Genomic DNA, 16,118 nt, shown 5'->3' with positions numbered 1-16,118 from the left:
TCTTCTACAGAATGCGCGTCTGAGTATATGAAAGACGCGCATTTGTTATCATCATCCCTGAATTCAGAGATGTATATTTTGGCCACAGCGATGTGGCCTTTTTCTTTTGGTTCAGGCCTGCTTCGCCAGAAACGCCTCAAACGACTCCGTATCCGCCGCTTCGACCTCTTTCTGACGCACAACGGACGCATCGCGCTCTGCCACAAAATCCGCTTCGCTCAGGATCTCTAACGGCTCCTGCATCAGCATCTCACGGTACTCCGCTGAGAGTGAACGCCCTGTGCCACCAATTCCCTGTTCAATCATAGAACGCAGAATACGTGCTGAGAATGTCAGTTCCGGGTTATCGAAGCTTTCAACCAGTTCGTCGCAGACCTTCTGGTAAGCTTCGCCGCCGTACACGCTATCCAGCGTCTGGGCTACGCGCTTCAGGTCATGGAACAGATCCTTCCCTACCTTAGACAGTGGGAACTGGGCCGTTTCACAGCCAATACCTAACGTCAGACCCGGCTTGCGCCCTTCCAGAATCACGCGATTCCAGTTGGCACGAGTACACAGCAGTTCGTCGGAACTCATTTCCGGCGCATCCGCCAGTACGCACCAGACCATAAACAGGTCAAGGAAGCGAACCTGCTGCTCGTCAACGCCAATCGGTGAGAACGGGTTAATATCCAGTGAGCGCACTTCAATGTATTCGATCCCGCCGCGCTGTAGCGCATCAGACGGCGTTTCACCGCTGCGCGTCACGCGCTTCGGACGAATCGGCGCATACAGTTCATTTTCAATCTGCAATACGTTGGTGTTAATTTGCAGGCGCTTGCCGTCTTTTTCGAGGCCGATTTTTTCGTACTCTTCCGACGGGGTTTTTATCGCCCGCTTCAGGCCTGCCACATATTCGTGCAGATCGTTAAACGTAATTCCGAGATTGCTTTGCGACTTATTGGTATAGCCAAGGTCGCTCAGGCGCAGCGAGGTCGCGTACGGCAGATAGTACATGCCACACTCAGTCTTCTCGAACGGCAGCGTGGTCGGTTTCCCTTGCAGGAACGATGAACAGATAGCCGGGGACGCGCCGAACAGATACGGAATAACCCAGCCAAAACGGTAGTAGTTGCGGATCAGGCGGAAGTAGCCCGCGGAGATCGCTTCTTTATCCGTTTCACCGCACTTCGCCTGCCAGAACGCCATCGGCAGAGAGAAATTGTAGTGCACGCCAGAGATCGTCTGCATCAGTGCGCCGTAGCGATTTTTCAGTCCTTCGCGATACAGCGTTTTCAGCCGTCCAATATTCGAGGTGCCGTACTGAGCCAGCTCAATCTCCTGCCCCTGCTCGATATAGCACGGCATGCTGAGCGGCCACATACGCTCGTCGCCGAGGTTGCGGGCGGTGAAGCGATGCACGTCGCGCATGATCGTCAGCATATGATCAATATCACCGTCTACTGGCGTAATGAACTCCAGCAGCGCTTCGGCGAAATCGGTTGTGATCCATTTATGTGTCAGCGCCGAGCCTAACGCCTTCGGGTGTCCCGTAGTCGCTAAGCTACCATCCGCATTTACGCGCAGCGTTTCGCGCTCAAGCCCACGCTGAATCCCCTTCAGTGCCTGAGGGTGATTTTCCAGCCAGGCCAGCGCCTGTGATACGTCCGGGATCAATTTGACCTCCCGCCTGTCAAAAAATTGTCACTCAGCATAATTGTAATGGTTGACGATTGAAGGTCGCGAATTCATTCCACCAATTAGTGCCACCACGTCATACCCTGTAGTGTTACCCATGCCAGTAAAACATAGCGTAACGCCTTGCCAAGGCACAAAAAAAAGAGCACCGGTCCCCAGGAGATGCGCATCCATCCCGCCAGCAGACACAGTAAATCGCCTATTACAGGCATCCAGCTTAATAACAGCGTGGCAGCGCCATAGCGTTTTAGCCAGCCCACTGCCTTTTCCTGCCAGCGAGATTTTTCGCGTAGCGGAAAGAAACGTCCAAGAATAACGTTAGTCAGCCCTCCAAGGCTATTACCCATTGTTGCTATTAAGACCAGCAACCAGGGCTGACTCACGCCGGACAACAGCATCGCCACCAGCACCACTTCCGAATTCCCCGGTAAGAGGGTGGAGCTTAAAAAACTGCTGGCGAATAATGAAGCGAGTGACAGCGCGTCACTCACAGTAAGCGAACATCCACCGCCGCCATTCCGGCATCACGCGCGGCCTGAATGCCAAAATCAGCATCTTCAAACACCACGCATTTTGCAGGTGGTACACCCATTAATTCTGCACAGCGCAGGAAGGTATCCGGTGCGGGTTTGTGATGTTTAACATGATCGGCGGCAACGACGGCAGAAAAATAGTGGCGCAGGCCAAGGTGTTTGAGTAGCGCTTCAGCAATCGCGCTCTCGCTGCCCGTACCGACAGACATAGGACGACGGCCGTGCCACTCCTTGACGACGTCAATGAGTGGTAAAGGCTGCACGGTGTCTAACAGTATGGCTTTTACCGCGTCGGTTTTTTCACGCGCGAGCTGGTGCGGGTCGAGATCGGCCTGATTCAGCTCAATCACGGCCTGTGCGATACGCCAGGTGGGCGATCCGTTGAGGGCAATCATCGCCTGTAAATCGAAGCGCATACCGTAACGGCCCAGGACTTCGGTCCAGGCCTGACGATGCGTGGGTTCGGTATCCAGGAGGGTGCCGTCCATGTCGAAGATCAAACCGTCATACTGTGCGTACATCGTGCTCTCGCTAAACGATTAACAAAGCATTACTTTATCGTAAAAGGGGATTTTTGTCGCTGATTGCGAAGTGATAACAATGAGAGTGATTAAGAACTAAACATCGAAGGGGATCACAAGAAGAGATGGTGCATCCGGGAGGATTCGAACCTCCGACCGCTCGGTTCGTAGCCGAGTACTCTATCCAGCTGAGCTACGGATGCATCGGGATTTGCTGCTGTACTTCTCGATACTCATATCACTTCAAAAGCAATATGAATTAAAAAATGGTGCATCCGGGAGGATTCGAACCTCCGACCGCTCGGTTCGTAGCCGAGTACTCTATCCAGCTGAGCTACGGATGCATCGGGATTTACTGCTGTACTTCTCGATACTCATATCACTTCAAAAGCAATATGAAGTAAAAAATGGTGCATCCGGGAGGATTCGAACCTCCGACCGCTCGGTTCGTAGCCGAGTACTCTATCCAGCTGAGCTACGGATGCATCGGGATTTACTACTGTACTGCTCGATATTCATATCACTTCGAAAGCAATATGAAGTAATAGATGGTGCATCCGGGAGGATTCGAACCTCCGACCGCTCGGTTCGTAGCCGAGTACTCTATCCAGCTGAGCTACGGATGCAAAATGGCGGTGAGGCGGGGATTCGAACCCCGGATGCAGCTTTTGACCGCATACTCCCTTAGCAGGGGAGCGCCTTCAGCCTCTCGGCCACCTCACCACACAACGCCTCTTTCGAGTGCTTCGAGCAACTCGTTAAGAGCTTCTCGTCGCTGCGTGGCGCATATATTACTTTCTGGGACTTATAAGTCAAACAATTTTCCACATGCTTTTTTCGTTTGCACAATTCGCACGCAATTCGCATGTAAAAGCCGCAAAGAGAGTGTTTTATAAGCGGATTTTGCAGGCATCTTCACAGAATTGTGTTGAGAGAAGCGCGTCATTTGGATGAGATAAGATTATGAGAGTGGTCAAAAACGAAGCGTTTGAAATAGAACGGTAACTTTATGCAGGAAAAATAGCGGGAGGGTTGCGTCTCGCCCGACAGCGAGACGCGACAATATCAGTAACTGGACTGCTGGGATTTTTCAGCCTGGATACGCTGGTAGATCTCTTCACGGTGGACAGATACTTCTTTAGGAGCGTTAACACCAATACGTACCTGGTTACCCTTTACCCCTAAAACTGTCACGGTGACCTCATCCCCAATCATGAGGGTCTCACCAACTCGACGAGTCAGAATCAGCATTCTTTGCTCCTTGAAAGATTAAAAGAGTCGGGTCTCTTGTATCCCGGCATTATCCATCATATAACGCCAAAAAGTAAGCGATGACAAACACGTAAAGTGTAAGCAGTCACGGCATCACATTCTGTTAAACGTAAGTTTAGCCGATATACACAAACTCAACCTGACTTTATCGTTATCGATAGCGCAGTGAGCAAGACGCCATAACGTTACCGCTATGGCGTCTGCTTGTGCTTTGTAGTTATTACAGTTTCGCGCTTACCCAGCTTTCAACGCTGGCTAATGCCGCGGGAAGTGCCGCCGCATCCGTACCACCGGCTTGCGCCATGTCCGGACGACCGCCACCTTTGCCACCCACCTGCTGGGCGACCATGCCAATCAGTTCCCCTGCTTTGACACGATCCGTCACATCCTTAGAGACGCCCGCAATCAGAGAAACCTTACCCTCTGCGACCGTTGCCAGCACGATAACCGTCGAACCAAGCTGGTTCTTCAGATCGTCGACCATGGTACGCAGCATCTTAGGCTCAACGCCCGCCAGGTCGCTGACCAGCAGTTTGACGCCCTTAATGTCTACCGCTTTGCTGGAGAGGTTTGCGCTCTCCTGCGCCGCAGCCTGTTCTTTCAGCTGCTGGAGTTCTTTTTCCAACTGACGGGTACGATCCAGCGCGACACGCACTTTCTCGCCCAGGTTCTGGCTATCGCCTTTCAGCAGTTGCGCGATCTCGTGCAGCTGGTCGCTCTGCGCATGCAGGCTGGCAATTGCACCTTCCCCGGTCACCGCCTCAATACGACGCACGCCTGCCGCCGTACCCGACTCGGAAACGATGCGGAACAAGCCGATGTCACCGGTGCGGGATGCGTGAGTACCGCCACACAGTTCGGTAGAGAAGTCGCCCATGCTCAGCACGCGAACGCGGTCGTCATATTTCTCGCCAAACAGCGCCATCGCACCTTTCTTCTTCGCTGCCTCAAGATCCATGATGTGGGTTTCGATTGGCAGGTTGCGGCGGATCTGGGCATTCACCAGGTCTTCCACCGCACGAATTTCAGACGGCTTCATCGCTTCAAAATGCGAGAAGTCGAAACGCAGCACTTTGTCGTTAACCAGAGAACCTTTCTGTGCAACGTGCGTACCCAGCACTTCGCGCAGGGCTGCGTGCATCAGGTGGGTTGCCGAGTGGTTCAGACGAATGCGCGCGCGGCGAGCTTCGTCAACGTTGGCCTGAACGCCCTCGCCCACTTTCAGAGAACCGGAAACCAGTTTGCCCTGGTGACCAATTGCCTGACCGTATTTCTGGGTATCGCTTACGCTGAAGCTGAAGCCATTGCCTTTCAGTTCGCCTTTATCGCCAACCTGGCCGCCGGATTCCGCATAGAACGGTGTTTTATCCAGGATAACAACCGCGTCCTGACCTGCGCTAATGCTGTCTACGGCTTTACCGTCAACAAACAGCGCGGTCACGTTGCTGGTCAGAGCCAGCTCTTCGTAGCCTTTAAATTCAGACGCGCTATCAACGCGGATCATCGCGTTGTAGTCCGCGCCAAAACCGCTGGATTCACGCGCACGACGACGCTGCTCTTCCATTGCGGCTTCAAAGCCTGCTTCGTCAACTTTGATGTTGCGCTCGCGGCAAACGTCCGCCGTCAGGTCAACCGGGAAGCCGTAGGTGTCGTACAGGCGGAAAGCGGTTTCGCCATCCAGCGTGTCGCCCTTGAGTTTCGCCAGCTCGTCGTCCAGCAGCGCCAGTCCGCGCTCCAGCGTACGGGCAAACTGCTCTTCTTCGGTTTTCAGAACCTGTTCAACTTGCGCCTGCTGGCGTTTCAGCTCGTCACCGGCAGAGCCCATCACGCCAATCAGTGGCCCAACGAGTTTATAGAAGAAGGTGTCCTTCGCGCCCAGCATGTTGCCATGACGGATCGCACGACGAATGATACGACGCAGCACATAGCCACGGTTTTCATTCGACGGGATAACGCCGTCAGCAATCAGGAACGCACAAGAACGAATATGGTCTGCGATAACGCGCAGTGATTTGTTGTTCAGATCGGTTGCGCCCGTCACTTCGGCAACGGCTTTGATCAGGGTGCTGAACAGGTCAATCTCATAGTTGGAGTTAACGTGTTGCAGAACGGCCGCGATACGCTCAAGACCCATACCGGTATCTACGGACGGTTTTGGCAGCGGCTCCATGGTGCCGTCGGCCTGACGGTTGAACTGCATGAAGACGATGTTCCAGATCTCAATGTAGCGATCGCCATCTTCTTCCGCGCTTCCCGGAGGGCCGCCCCAGATGTGGTCACCATGATCGTAGAAGATCTCGGTGCACGGACCGCAAGGGCCGGTGTCACCCATCTGCCAGAAGTTATCAGACGCGTAAGGCGCGCCTTTGTTGTCACCGATACGGATGATACGTTCGCGAGGGATACCCACTTCTTTTTCCCAGATGTCGAACGCTTCGTCATCGGTCTCATACACGGTCACCCACAGACGCTCTTTCGGCAGATTAAACCAGTTTTCACCGGTCAGCAGTTCCCACGCATATTGAATGGCGTCGTGTTTGAAGTAGTCGCCGAAGCTGAAGTTACCCAGCATTTCGAAGAAAGTGTGGTGGCGCGCGGTGTAACCGACGTTTTCCAGATCGTTGTGTTTACCGCCCGCACGCACGCAACGCTGTGAGGTTGTGGCGCGGGAATAATTACGCTTGTCGAGACCAAGGAACACATCCTTGAACTGGTTCATCCCGGCGTTGGTAAACAGCAGAGTCGGGTCATTGTTCGGTACCAGGGAGCTGCTGGCAACAACCTGGTGTCCCTTACTATGGAAAAAATCGAGAAACGCCTGACGGATCTCAGCGGTGCTCTTGCTCATAATTATCCTGAAATCAAGCTAACGAAATGTCGCAGCAGATCTGTATCTGTAAACAGTTGGACGGACCAGCTACTGGAAAAAGTGGGAATAAGATAAGTTTTCTTTAGTGGGAAGTAAAATCCCGCATGCGTTCAATCGGTAAAATTACGCCAGATATCCTGAATATCTTCCATCAGGAAGCCGCGGTAGAGCAAAAAGCGCTGGATTTTAACTTTTTCTGAAAATTCACGCGACAGCGGCTCACCGTACTTTCGTACCGCCTGCTCACGCGCCAGTTCGCACCAGTCGATTTCACTTTCGCGCATGGCTTTTTCAATCGATTCACGGGCTACACCTTTCTGGTTCAGCTCCTGGCGGATACGCGCTGGCCCATAGCCTTTACGACCACGGCTGGCAAGAAAGCGAGCGGCAAAACGGCCGTCATCCAGATAGTGATGCTCGTAGCACCAGGCAACCACGCGGTCATAATCTTCCGCGGTGGCATCAATGTCTTCCGGACCGTTTTTGCTCATGACGGGCGCTGACAGTTTCCGCCGCAGCTCCTGTTCGCTATGGTCACGCACGGCAAGAATACGCACGGCCCGATCCAGCAAGCGTGAGTAGGCTGGTCGGCGTGATGTCGGTTCACTCATAAAAAACCTGTCGATTCAGAAATGCAAAAAGGGCCGCATCAGCAGCCCTTCATTTTTATCCGAGAGGATTAAAAATCTTCGTTGGTTTCTTCAGCATCCGCGCCGTCGACCACGAAATCAGGTTTAGAGTCCTGGTTGCTCAGCAGGAGTTCACGCACCTTTTTCTCAATCTCTTTCGCCGCCGCCGGGTTCTCTTTCAGCCAGGAGATAGCATTCGCTTTACCCTGACCAATCTTGTCACCGTTGTAGCTGTACCATGCGCCCGCTTTTTCAATCAGCTTCTCTTTCACGCCCAGGTCAACCAGCTCGCCGAGGAAGTTGATACCTTCGCCGTAGAGGATCTGGAATTCAGCCTGTTTGAACGGTGCTGCGATTTTGTTCTTCACAACCTTCACGCGGGTTTCGCTACCGACGACGTTATCCCCCTCTTTCACCGCGCCGATACGGCGGATATCCAGACGGACAGAAGCGTAGAATTTCAGAGCGTTACCGCCGGTGGTGGTTTCCGGGTTACCGAACATTACACCAATTTTCATACGGATCTGGTTGATGAAGATCAGCAGCGTATTGGACTGCTTCAGGTTACCCGCCAGCTTACGCATCGCCTGGCTCATCATACGTGCCGCGAGGCCCATGTGAGAGTCACCGATTTCACCTTCAATTTCCGCTTTTGGCGTCAGCGCCGCAACGGAGTCAACGATGATCACGTCAACCGCACCTGAGCGCGCCAGCGCGTCACAAATTTCCAGGGCCTGCTCGCCGGTGTCCGGCTGTGAGCACAGCAGGTTGTCGATATCAACGCCCAGTTTACGGGCATAGACCGGGTCCAGCGCGTGCTCGGCATCGATAAACGCACAGGTTTTACCTTCGCGCTGTGCCGCCGCAACAACCTGCAACGTCAGGGTGGTTTTACCCGAGGATTCCGGACCGTAGATTTCTACGATACGGCCCATCGGTAAACCGCCAGCGCCCAGTGCGATATCAAGAGAAAGCGAACCAGTGGAGATAGTTTCCACGTCCATGGAACGGTCTTCACCCAGGCGCATGATGGAGCCTTTACCGAATTGCTTTTCGATCTGGCCCAGTGCTGCCGCCAACGCTTTCTGTTTGTTTTCGTCGATAGCCATTATTACTCCTGTCATGCCGGGAGAAGCAACTGCGCTTCACCATGGACTTCTGTTCTGTTGAGGTAATTATACTGTATAGTCATACAGTATCAAGTATTTTGTAGAAATTGTTGCCAGAGCGTTTTTAACGCGTATTCCGTTGCCTGACGACGCACGCTTTCGCGATCGCCGCTGAAGCATTCCCGGCGGGTGATCCCTTCACCTTTTGAGGTGGCAAAGCCAAACCAGACGGTGCCGACAGGCTTCACGTCGCTGCCGCCGTCCGGCCCCGCGATACCGCTGATGGAGATAGCGTAATCTGCGCGCGCCTCTTTCAGCGCGCCAATCGCCATTTCGATCACCACCGGCTCGCTGACCGCGCCATGCTGCTCAAGCGTGGCTTCACGCACGCCAATCATCTGCGCTTTAGCCTCGTTACTGTAGGTCACAAAGCCGCGTTCAAACCAGGCGGAACTGCCAGCAATATCGGTAATTGCTTTCGCCACCCAGCCGCCGGTGCAGGATTCTGCGGTCGTAAGAGTCGCGCCGCGCTGTTTCAGCGCCAGCCCCACCACTTCGCTTAGCTGCATCAATTCATGGTCAGTCATTCTCGCTCCAGGCCTTAGAAAAACATGCAGCACAAGATAGCACTTTCTCATCAAATATGGGGATGCGCGTCGGGTTTTACGAGGGGGCTTCAGAAAAAAGCCGATGCGGGCGCATCGGCCAGAGAGACGCTTATTTCATGCTGTTAGCGAGGGTATCCACATTGTGGCGAAACGCCTTGACGTAGGTGTCCGCCACGCCGCCCTTCGCGGACAGCGCTTCCGGGTAAAGTTCACCGCCCGGCTGGGCGCCCGTGGCGGTCGCAATCTGCTTCACCAGGCGCGGATCAAGCTGGTTTTCCATAAACCAGGTTTTCACACCGTCAGCTTTAATCTGATTGATGCTCTCCGCTACCTGCGCCGCGCTGGCTTCACTCTCAGACGACAGCCCCTGCGGCGCCATAAACGTCACGCCGTAGGCGCGGCTGAAATAGCCGAAGGCGTCGTGGCTGGTCAGCACTTTGCGCTTCGCCTGTGGGATGTCGCTGAAACGCTTTTTAGCCCAACCGTCCAGCTGAGAGAGCTGCGCAATATAGGGTTTACCGGTAGCTTCAAGCGCCGCCGTATCTTCAGGATCGGCCTTCACCAGCCCAGAGAGAATATTTTGCGCATACAGCGCGCCGTTCGCCGCGCTGTTCCACGCGTGCGGATCGGTCACGGTTTTACCGTCCTCTTCCAGCGTGTGCGTTTTCACGCCGTCCGAAGCAACCACCAGCTGGCCTTTGAATCCGGAGGCTTTCACCAGACGATCGAGCCAGCCCTCCAGCCCCAGCCCATTGACCACCACCACGTCAGCTTTACTCAACGCCGCGCTGTCTTTGGGCGAGGGTTCGAAAGTATGGGGATCACCGTCCGGCCCCACCAGCGTCGTCACCTTCACACGATCGCCGCCAACCTGCTGCGTGATGTCTCCCAGGATGGAAAAGCTGGTCACCACATTAAGCGTTTTCGCCATTACGCCGTGCGTCATCATGCCGAGCGCGAGCGCCACGGCTAACCCTGTACGTTTCATCGTTTCCCCTTGCGTTAAAAAAGCGCCCGCAGGCTATCCGCCAGCCTGCTGCGCGTGCCAAATAAAACGGAAATAAAGAACAATGCGCTGGCGGTCAGCACAATGGAGGGCCCGGCGGGCAGACTCACTGCCCAGGAAAGGCTTAAGCCCAGCCACGCGCAAAAAATACCGCTGATACCCGCCATCAGAAGTAACCCTGGCAGGGTGCGCACCCAGCAGCGTGCCGCCACGGCGGGTAACATCATCAGCCCGACGGCCATCAACGTGCCGAGCACCTGAAAACCGGCCACCAGGTTGAGCACCAGCAGCGCCAGAAACAGACCGTGTAACATCCCGGGCAGCCAGCGCGCGTTCACCTGCAACCACGCGGTATCGAACGCTTCGCTGACCAGCCCACGATAAAACATCGCCAGCGTGAGGAGCGTGAACATGCAAACGCCCGTCACGAACAGGGCTGACGCGCTATCCACGGCGAGAATGGAGCCAAACAGAAGATGAAGCAGATCGACATTTGAACCGCGCAGCGACACCAGCGTGACGCCCAGCGCCAGGGAACCCAGGTAAAACCCCGCGAAGCTGGCATCCTCTTTAAGGGGCGTGCGGCGGCTGACCAGCCCGGCCACCAGCGCAACGGCGATCCCGGCAATAAACCCGCCGACAGTCATTGCCAGCAGCGACATACCGCTGAGCAGATAGCCCACCGCGACACCCGGCAAAATGGCATGAGAAAGGGCGTCCCCCATCAGGCTCATCCGACGCAGTTGAAGGAATACGCCCAGCGCCGTGGTGCTGACGGAGAGCGCCAGGCAAACCACCAGTGCACGGCGCATAAAGCCGTACTCAATAAACGGCTGGAAGAATGTATGCCAGATCATGCCACCCTCACCCGCTCGGTTTTCCATTGGGGACTATCAGCGTCCAGACGTAACGTCTGCGGGAAGTGACGTGCTACGCGCTCGCTGTCATGCAGAACCGCCAGTAGGGTCTGCCCCTGCATATACATCTCCAGCATCAGATCCATCAGCACGTTGCAGGTCGCTTCATCAACGCCGGTGAAGGGTTCGTCCAGCATCACCAGCGGCGCCTGCTGCACTAAAACGCGGGCAAACAGCATGCGCTGGAATTGCCCGCCGGAGAGTTCATCGATGGTGGATAACGCCATGGACGCCAGCCCCACGCGCTCAAGCGCGCCGGCAATGCGCATGCGGGTATCCCGACGAAAACTGGCAAATAGCGAGATTTCTGGCCAGCAGCCCATGCTCACCACGTCCTGCACGGTCAGAGGAAATTGCGCCTCCAGCGCGTGACGCTGCGCCAGCCAGCCCACCACCGGACGTCTCCCCTGCCAGCGAAACGTACCGCTGACGGGCGGAAGAAAGCCAGCGAGCGTTTTCAGCAGCGTGGATTTGCCGCAGCCGTTGGCCCCGACGATGGCGGTCATGCTCCCGCGTTCAATCACGCCGGACAGTGCGCGCGTAACGGGCTGGCGATCGTAACCCGCCACCAGGTCGTTCATCACGATCATGGCAACGCCACCGCCCAGCGCACGGCCAGGCCGAGAAACAGAATGAGCATCAGCGCCAGCAGCAGACGAACCGGGGATGAGAGAGAAAACAGGGACATGGACATCTCAATTCAAAATTATGTTATAACATAACAATAATGAAAGACGATTAAGATGTAAACGGCGGGAGTGAAATGGGAATGTGGCGAAATGTTTCTGCAAACTTCCCTCTCCCGTGGGAGAGGGTCAGGGTGAGGGCATCAGGCCGCACCGTGCGGGCAGCCATGCCGGGTGGCGGCGTTGCCTTACCCGGCCTACCCGTCGGGGTAACTTACTGGCTAAACGGTGACGCTGCCGGCACACGCGCCTGAGACACCGCCAGCCCCAGCTGCCACACCGCCATCGCATAGTGCGTGCTGTGGTTGTAGCGGGTAATGGTGTAGAAGTTCGGCAGTCCGAACCAGTACTGATAACCGGTTCCGACATCCAGGCGCAGCAGGCTCACCTGGTCAACATTGCCCAGCGGCTGCGACGGCGTTAAGCCTGCCGCTGCAAGCTGCGCCACGCTGTATTTGGTTTTAAATCCGTTTTCCAGACCAAACGCCTCGCCGTTCGCCTGTACCGCCACCTGGCCGCCCGGCGTCCAGCCGTGCGCTTTGAAGTAGTTGGCCACGCTGCCAATGGCGTCTTCGGGATCCCACAGGTTGATGTGACCATCCCCGTTAAAATCTACCGCGTACTGCTTATAGGAGGACGGCATAAACTGGCCGTAGCCCATCGCACCGGCGAACGACCCTTTCAGATCTAACGGATCGTCCTGTTCGTCTCGCGCCATCAGCAGGAAGGTTTCCAGTTCAGAGGAGAAATACTCGGCGCGGCGCGGGTAGTTGAAGGAGAGCGTCGCCAGCGCATCGAGGATGCGGGTTTTACCCATAATGCGTCCCCAGCGAGTCTCGACCCCAATAATACCGACGATGATCTCCGGCGGCACGCCATAGACCTGCCACGCACGATTCAGGGCGTCTTCATACTGATTCCAGAACACCACGCCATTTTGCACGTTGTCCGGGGTAATAAACTGTTTGCGATAGCGCAGCCACGCCCCGTTTGGCCCGGTCGGCACCTGGGCCGTCGGCGCCTGCCTGTCCATCAGGCGCAGCACGTAGTCCAGACGCTTCGCCTGAGACAAAATGGCATGCAGCTGCTGGCGATCAAAACCGTGCTTGCTCACCATTTTATCGATGAACTGTTCGGCCGCAGGGTTATTCGCGAAGTCGCCGCCCATCTGCATCATATTGTGCTGCGGCTCAAGCAGGAACCCGCCGGAAGGCGCGCCCGCCGTTTGTTGAACAGCTTCAGTCCTGGGTTTGCTACTACAGGCGGACAGGAGAATAAGCGCAGGTAACAGCGCTGCATAACGACGCTTGAACATGTGGCATCCATTTAACGAGTTCGGTAAGAACCCAGTATGGTAAAGCATCCGCAACACCTCAAGGAAGCGGTACACACCTCCCCAACGCAAATCCGCGCTTTTTTCCATCGAAAATCATTCGCCCCACCAATTATCTTTCAAATTAATCCATTTTTCTTTCATTGTGAGATCTAATTAACACTTTAAAAGCTTTCAATTTGATTATTATTAGCCCCGAACAGACAAAAACAAACGCCCTACAGGAGAGAAGAATGATAGAAACCATCACCCACGGCGCCGAGTGGTTCATCGGGCTTTTTCAGAAAGGCGGCGAGGTATTCACCGGCATGGTGACCGGGATCCTGCCCCTGCTGATCAGCCTGCTGGTAATCATGAACGCGCTGATTAACTTTATCGGCCAGCAGCGTATTGAACGCTTCGCCCAGCGCTGCGCCGGAAACCCGCTGTCCCGCTACCTGATCCTGCCCTTCATCGGCACCTTTGTGTTCTGCAACCCGATGACCTTAAGCCTCGGCCGCTTTATGCCAGAGAAGTACAAGCCGAGCTATTACGCCGCCGCCTCCTACAGCTGCCATTCCATGAACGGCCTGTTCCCGCACATCAACCCCGGCGAGCTGTTCGTTTATCTCGGGATCGCCAGCGGCCTTACCACGCTTGGCCTGCCGCTCGGCCCGCTGGCGGTGAGCTACCTGCTGGTCGGTCTGGTCACCAACTTCTTCCGCGGCTGGGTGACGGATCTCACCACCGCCATTTTTGAGAAAAAAATGGGCATCCAGCTTGAACAGAAAGTCCATCTTTCAGGAGCCACAGCATGAACCGGATCCGCATTGAGAAAGGCACGGGCGGCTGGGGCGGCCCGCTGGAGTTCGACGCCACCGAAGGCAAAAAGATTGTGTACATCACCGCGGGCACGCGCCCGGCGATCGTCGACAGGCTGCACGAGCTGACGGGCTGGGAAGCGGTCGACGGCTTCAAGGAAGGGGAACCGCCGGAAGCGGAAATCGGCGTGGCGGTGATCGACTGCGGCGGCACGCTGCGCTGCGGCATCTATCCGAAGCGCCGCATTCCGACGGTAAATATTCACTCCACCGGGAAATCCGGCCCGCTGGCGCAGTACATCCTTGAGGATATTTATGTCTCTGGGGTGAAGGAGGACAACATCACGCTGGTGAATGGCACATCCGCGCCGCAAAAAGCGGCCCCGCGCGAGTACGACACCAGCAAAAAAATCACCGAGCAGAGCGATGGCCTGCTGGCGAAGGTCGGGATGGGGATGGGGTCCGCCGTGGCGGTGCTGTTCCAGTCCGGGCGCGACACCATCGACACGGTGCTGAAAACCATTCTGCCGTTTATGGCGTTCGTCTCGGCGCTGATCGGTATCATCATGGCCTCCGGCCTCGGCGACTGGATTGCCCACGGCCTCGCCCCGCTCGCCAGCCACCCGCTCGGCCTGGTGACGCTGGCGCTGATCTGCTCCTTCCCGCTGCTGTCGCCGTTTCTCGGCCCGGGCGCGGTGATTGCCCAGGTCATCGGCGTGCTGATTGGCGTACAGATTGGTCTGGGCAACATTCCCCCGCACCTCGCTCTGCCTGCCCTTTTTGCCATTAACGCTCAGGCGGCATGCGACTTCATCCCCGTCGGGCTGTCGCTGGCGGAAGCACGTCAGGACACCGTGCGCGTGGGCGTCCCCTCCGTGCTGGTGAGCCGCTTCCTGACGGGCGCGCCCACGGTGCTGATTGCCTGGTTTGTCTCCGGCTTTATTTATCAATAAGAGGTTCCTGCCATGACCGTGATTTACCAGACCACCATTACCCGCATCGGCCAGAGCGCGGCCGATGCGCTGAGCGACCAGATGCTGATCACCTTCCGCGAAGGGGCGCCTGCGGATATCGAAGAGTTTTGCTTTATCCACTGCCACGGCGAGCTAAACGGCGAGCTGAAGGCCGGGAGCCAGCTTGAGCTGGGCGAGGCGCGCTATGCCGTGACCGCCGTCGGCGACGTCGCTGAACAAAACCTGCGCGAGCTGGGGCACATCACCCTGCGTTTTGACGGGCAACCGCAGGCGGAGTATCCCGGCACGGTTCACGTTGAGGGGCCGGTTCCGCAGGCTGTCACACCAGGCTGTACGTTAAAATTTGTTGCGTAATTAAGGAGAAACACATGAGTCAGGTTGCCGTTGTCATTGGTGGGGGACAAACCTTAGGCGAGTTCCTCTGCCGTGGGCTTGCCGCAGAGGGTTATCGCGTGGCGGTAGTGGACATTCAGAGTGAAAAAGCCGCCCGTGTGGCGGACGCCATCAACACCGAGATTGGCGAAGGGATGGCGTACGGATTTGGTGCCGACGCCACCAGCGAGCAGAGCGTGATGGCGCTGGCCCGCGGCGTAGATAAGATATTTGGGCGTATCGACCTGCTGGTCTACAGCGCGGGGATCGCGAAAGCGGCCTTTATCAGCGATTTCGAACTGGGGGATTTTGACCGCTCGTTGCAGGTGAATCTGGTGGGCTATTTCCTCTGCGCCCGTGAGTTTTCCCGGCTGATGATCCGCGATGGTATTCAGGGGCGCATCATTCAGATCAACTCGAAATCCGGGAAAGTGGGCAGCAAGCACAACTCCGGCTACAGCGCGGCGAAGTTTGGCGGCGTGGGGCTGACGCAGTCTCTGGCGCTGGATCTGGCCGAATACGGCATCACCGTTCACTCGCTGATGCTGGGTAACCTGTTGAAATCACCGATGTTCCAGTCCCTGCTGCCGCAGTACGCCTCCAAGCTCGGCATCAAAGCTGAAGAAGTGGAGCAGTACTACATCGACAAAGTGCCGCTCAAGCGCGGGTGTGATTATCAGGACGTGCTGAACATGCTGCTGTTTTACGCCAGCCCGAAAGCCTCGTACTGCACCGGGCAGTCGATTAACGTCACCGGTGGGCAGGTGATGTTCTGATCGAGCGGCCTGATGCCCTCACCCTCTCCCACCGGG

Annotated in this window: 16 protein-coding genes and 5 tRNA genes; 4 read left to right on the top strand and 17 right to left on the bottom strand. The window is 56.1% G+C overall.

The window, feature by feature from the left end; genetic code table 11:
- Positions 1–111 precede the first annotated feature (111 nt).
- The 17 genes from gshA to mltB all read right to left on the bottom strand — a co-directional run bounded on the left by gshA (position 112) and on the right by mltB (position 13,142).
- Positions 112–1,656: a glutamate--cysteine ligase gene (gene gshA, locus AC4OVS_RS05135; protein WP_058676734.1), complete on the bottom strand. Its 1,545-nt coding sequence runs from the start codon at positions 1,654–1,656 to the stop codon at positions 112–114.
- 83 nt (positions 1,657–1,739) lie between these two features.
- Entirely contained in the window at positions 1,740–2,168 is a 429-nt protein-coding gene (locus tag AC4OVS_RS05130; protein WP_017692791.1) for a YqaA family protein, read from the bottom strand.
- Positions 2,165–2,731, bottom strand: a complete 567-nt coding sequence (gene yqaB, locus AC4OVS_RS05125; RefSeq protein ID WP_022649138.1) for a fructose-1-phosphate/6-phosphogluconate phosphatase — start codon at positions 2,729–2,731, stop codon at positions 2,165–2,167. The genes AC4OVS_RS05130 and yqaB overlap by 4 nt, the downstream gene beginning before the upstream one ends.
- Before the next feature lie 126 nt (positions 2,732–2,857).
- Positions 2,858–2,934, bottom strand: a tRNA-Arg gene (locus tag AC4OVS_RS05120).
- Between the two features lie 64 nt (positions 2,935–2,998).
- Positions 2,999–3,075, bottom strand: a tRNA-Arg gene (locus AC4OVS_RS05115).
- A 64-nt stretch (positions 3,076–3,139) separates the two neighbouring features.
- Positions 3,140–3,216: transfer RNA gene (locus AC4OVS_RS05110), tRNA-Arg, on the bottom strand.
- Positions 3,217–3,280: 64 nt separating this feature from the next.
- Positions 3,281–3,357, bottom strand: a tRNA-Arg gene (locus AC4OVS_RS05105).
- A 4-nt stretch (positions 3,358–3,361) separates the two neighbouring features.
- Positions 3,362–3,454, bottom strand: a tRNA-Ser gene (locus tag AC4OVS_RS05100).
- Between the two features lie 342 nt (positions 3,455–3,796).
- On the bottom strand, positions 3,797–3,982 hold the full coding sequence (gene csrA / locus AC4OVS_RS05095; protein ID WP_000906486.1) for a carbon storage regulator CsrA: 186 nt from the start codon (positions 3,980–3,982) through the stop codon (positions 3,797–3,799).
- Positions 3,983–4,223: 241 nt separating this feature from the next.
- Positions 4,224–6,851 (bottom strand): alanine--tRNA ligase, encoded by a 2,628-nt coding sequence (gene alaS / locus AC4OVS_RS05090; RefSeq protein WP_022649139.1) that lies wholly within the window; start codon positions 6,849–6,851, stop codon positions 4,224–4,226.
- A 131-nt stretch (positions 6,852–6,982) separates the two neighbouring features.
- The gene (recX, locus tag AC4OVS_RS05085; protein ID WP_038416578.1) at positions 6,983–7,483 is read right to left on the bottom strand and encodes a recombination regulator RecX; all 501 of its coding nucleotides are present in this window, start codon (positions 7,481–7,483) and stop codon (positions 6,983–6,985) included.
- Positions 7,484–7,551: 68 nt separating this feature from the next.
- Positions 7,552–8,610 (bottom strand): recombinase RecA, encoded by a 1,059-nt coding sequence (gene recA / locus AC4OVS_RS05080; RefSeq protein ID WP_022649140.1) that lies wholly within the window; start codon positions 8,608–8,610, stop codon positions 7,552–7,554.
- A gap of 89 nt (positions 8,611–8,699) precedes the next feature.
- Positions 8,700–9,197, bottom strand: coding sequence for a nicotinamide-nucleotide amidase (gene pncC / locus AC4OVS_RS05075; RefSeq protein ID WP_003862172.1), 498 nt, complete (start codon positions 9,195–9,197; stop codon positions 8,700–8,702).
- Positions 9,198–9,327: 130 nt separating this feature from the next.
- Positions 9,328–10,206, bottom strand: coding sequence for a metal ABC transporter substrate-binding protein (locus tag AC4OVS_RS05070; RefSeq protein WP_150312461.1), 879 nt, complete (start codon positions 10,204–10,206; stop codon positions 9,328–9,330).
- A gap of 14 nt (positions 10,207–10,220) precedes the next feature.
- Positions 10,221–11,081, bottom strand: a complete 861-nt coding sequence (locus AC4OVS_RS05065) for a metal ABC transporter permease (RefSeq protein WP_022649142.1) — start codon at positions 11,079–11,081, stop codon at positions 10,221–10,223.
- Positions 11,078–11,731 (bottom strand): metal ABC transporter ATP-binding protein, encoded by a 654-nt coding sequence (locus AC4OVS_RS05060; RefSeq protein ID WP_058646232.1) that lies wholly within the window; start codon positions 11,729–11,731, stop codon positions 11,078–11,080. The genes AC4OVS_RS05065 and AC4OVS_RS05060 overlap by 4 nt, the downstream gene beginning before the upstream one ends.
- 310 nt (positions 11,732–12,041) lie before the next feature.
- Positions 12,042–13,142 carry a lytic murein transglycosylase B gene (mltB, locus tag AC4OVS_RS05055; RefSeq protein WP_022649145.1) on the bottom strand — a complete coding sequence of 367 codons (1,101 nt, stop codon included), beginning with the start codon at positions 13,140–13,142 and terminating at the stop codon, positions 12,042–12,044.
- 251 nt (positions 13,143–13,393) lie between these two features.
- Here mltB and srlA point away from each other — a divergent pair, with 251 nt between their 5' ends.
- From srlA to srlD, 4 genes are read left to right on the top strand one after another with little or no spacing between them, the layout of a single operon-like run.
- Positions 13,394–13,957, top strand: coding sequence for a PTS glucitol/sorbitol transporter subunit IIC (gene srlA / locus AC4OVS_RS05050; RefSeq protein ID WP_003862164.1), 564 nt, complete (start codon positions 13,394–13,396; stop codon positions 13,955–13,957).
- Positions 13,954–14,913, top strand: coding sequence for a PTS glucitol/sorbitol transporter subunit IIB (srlE, locus tag AC4OVS_RS05045; RefSeq protein ID WP_022649146.1), 960 nt, complete (start codon positions 13,954–13,956; stop codon positions 14,911–14,913). The genes srlA and srlE overlap by 4 nt, the downstream gene beginning before the upstream one ends.
- Before the next feature lie 12 nt (positions 14,914–14,925).
- Complete coding sequence (gene srlB, locus AC4OVS_RS05040) at positions 14,926–15,288, top strand: PTS glucitol/sorbitol transporter subunit IIA (protein WP_022649147.1); 363 nt, start codon at positions 14,926–14,928, stop codon at positions 15,286–15,288.
- A gap of 14 nt (positions 15,289–15,302) precedes the next feature.
- Positions 15,303–16,082, top strand: coding sequence for a sorbitol-6-phosphate dehydrogenase (gene srlD / locus AC4OVS_RS05035; RefSeq protein WP_491922224.1), 780 nt, complete (start codon positions 15,303–15,305; stop codon positions 16,080–16,082).
- The last annotated feature ends 36 nt before the right edge of the window (positions 16,083–16,118 follow it).

It is taken from the genome of Enterobacter sp. 4974935, from assembly GCF_058661735.1.
The sequence above is the reverse complement of the archived record's forward strand: the minus strand, read 5'-3'. Positions and strand labels throughout refer to the sequence as shown.

Bases quoted from the DNA above. Each gene is read 5' to 3' on its own strand.
- srlA (WP_003862164.1), top strand. From the start codon at position 13,394: ATGATAGAAACCATCACCCACGGCGCCGAGTGGTTCATCGGGCTTTTT.
- yqaB (WP_022649138.1), bottom strand. From the start codon at position 2,731: ATGTACGCACAGTATGACGGTTTGATCTTCGACATGGACGGCACCCTC.
- recX (WP_038416578.1), bottom strand. From the start codon at position 7,483: ATGAGTGAACCGACATCACGCCGACCAGCCTACTCACGCTTGCTGGAT.
- srlE (WP_022649146.1), top strand. From the start codon at position 13,954: ATGAACCGGATCCGCATTGAGAAAGGCACGGGCGGCTGGGGCGGCCCG.
- AC4OVS_RS05060 (WP_058646232.1), bottom strand. From the start codon at position 11,731: ATGATCGTGATGAACGACCTGGTGGCGGGTTACGATCGCCAGCCCGTT.
- mltB (WP_022649145.1), bottom strand. From the start codon at position 13,142: ATGTTCAAGCGTCGTTATGCAGCGCTGTTACCTGCGCTTATTCTCCTG.
- pncC (WP_003862172.1), bottom strand. From the start codon at position 9,197: ATGACTGACCATGAATTGATGCAGCTAAGCGAAGTGGTGGGGCTGGCG.
- AC4OVS_RS05065 (WP_022649142.1), bottom strand. From the start codon at position 11,081: ATGATCTGGCATACATTCTTCCAGCCGTTTATTGAGTACGGCTTTATG.
- recA (WP_022649140.1), bottom strand. From the start codon at position 8,610: ATGGCTATCGACGAAAACAAACAGAAAGCGTTGGCGGCAGCACTGGGC.
- srlD (WP_491922224.1), top strand. From the start codon at position 15,303: ATGAGTCAGGTTGCCGTTGTCATTGGTGGGGGACAAACCTTAGGCGAG.
- alaS (WP_022649139.1), bottom strand. From the start codon at position 6,851: ATGAGCAAGAGCACCGCTGAGATCCGTCAGGCGTTTCTCGATTTTTTC.
- csrA (WP_000906486.1), bottom strand. From the start codon at position 3,982: ATGCTGATTCTGACTCGTCGAGTTGGTGAGACCCTCATGATTGGGGAT.
- AC4OVS_RS05070 (WP_150312461.1), bottom strand. From the start codon at position 10,206: ATGAAACGTACAGGGTTAGCCGTGGCGCTCGCGCTCGGCATGATGACG.
- srlB (WP_022649147.1), top strand. From the start codon at position 14,926: ATGACCGTGATTTACCAGACCACCATTACCCGCATCGGCCAGAGCGCG.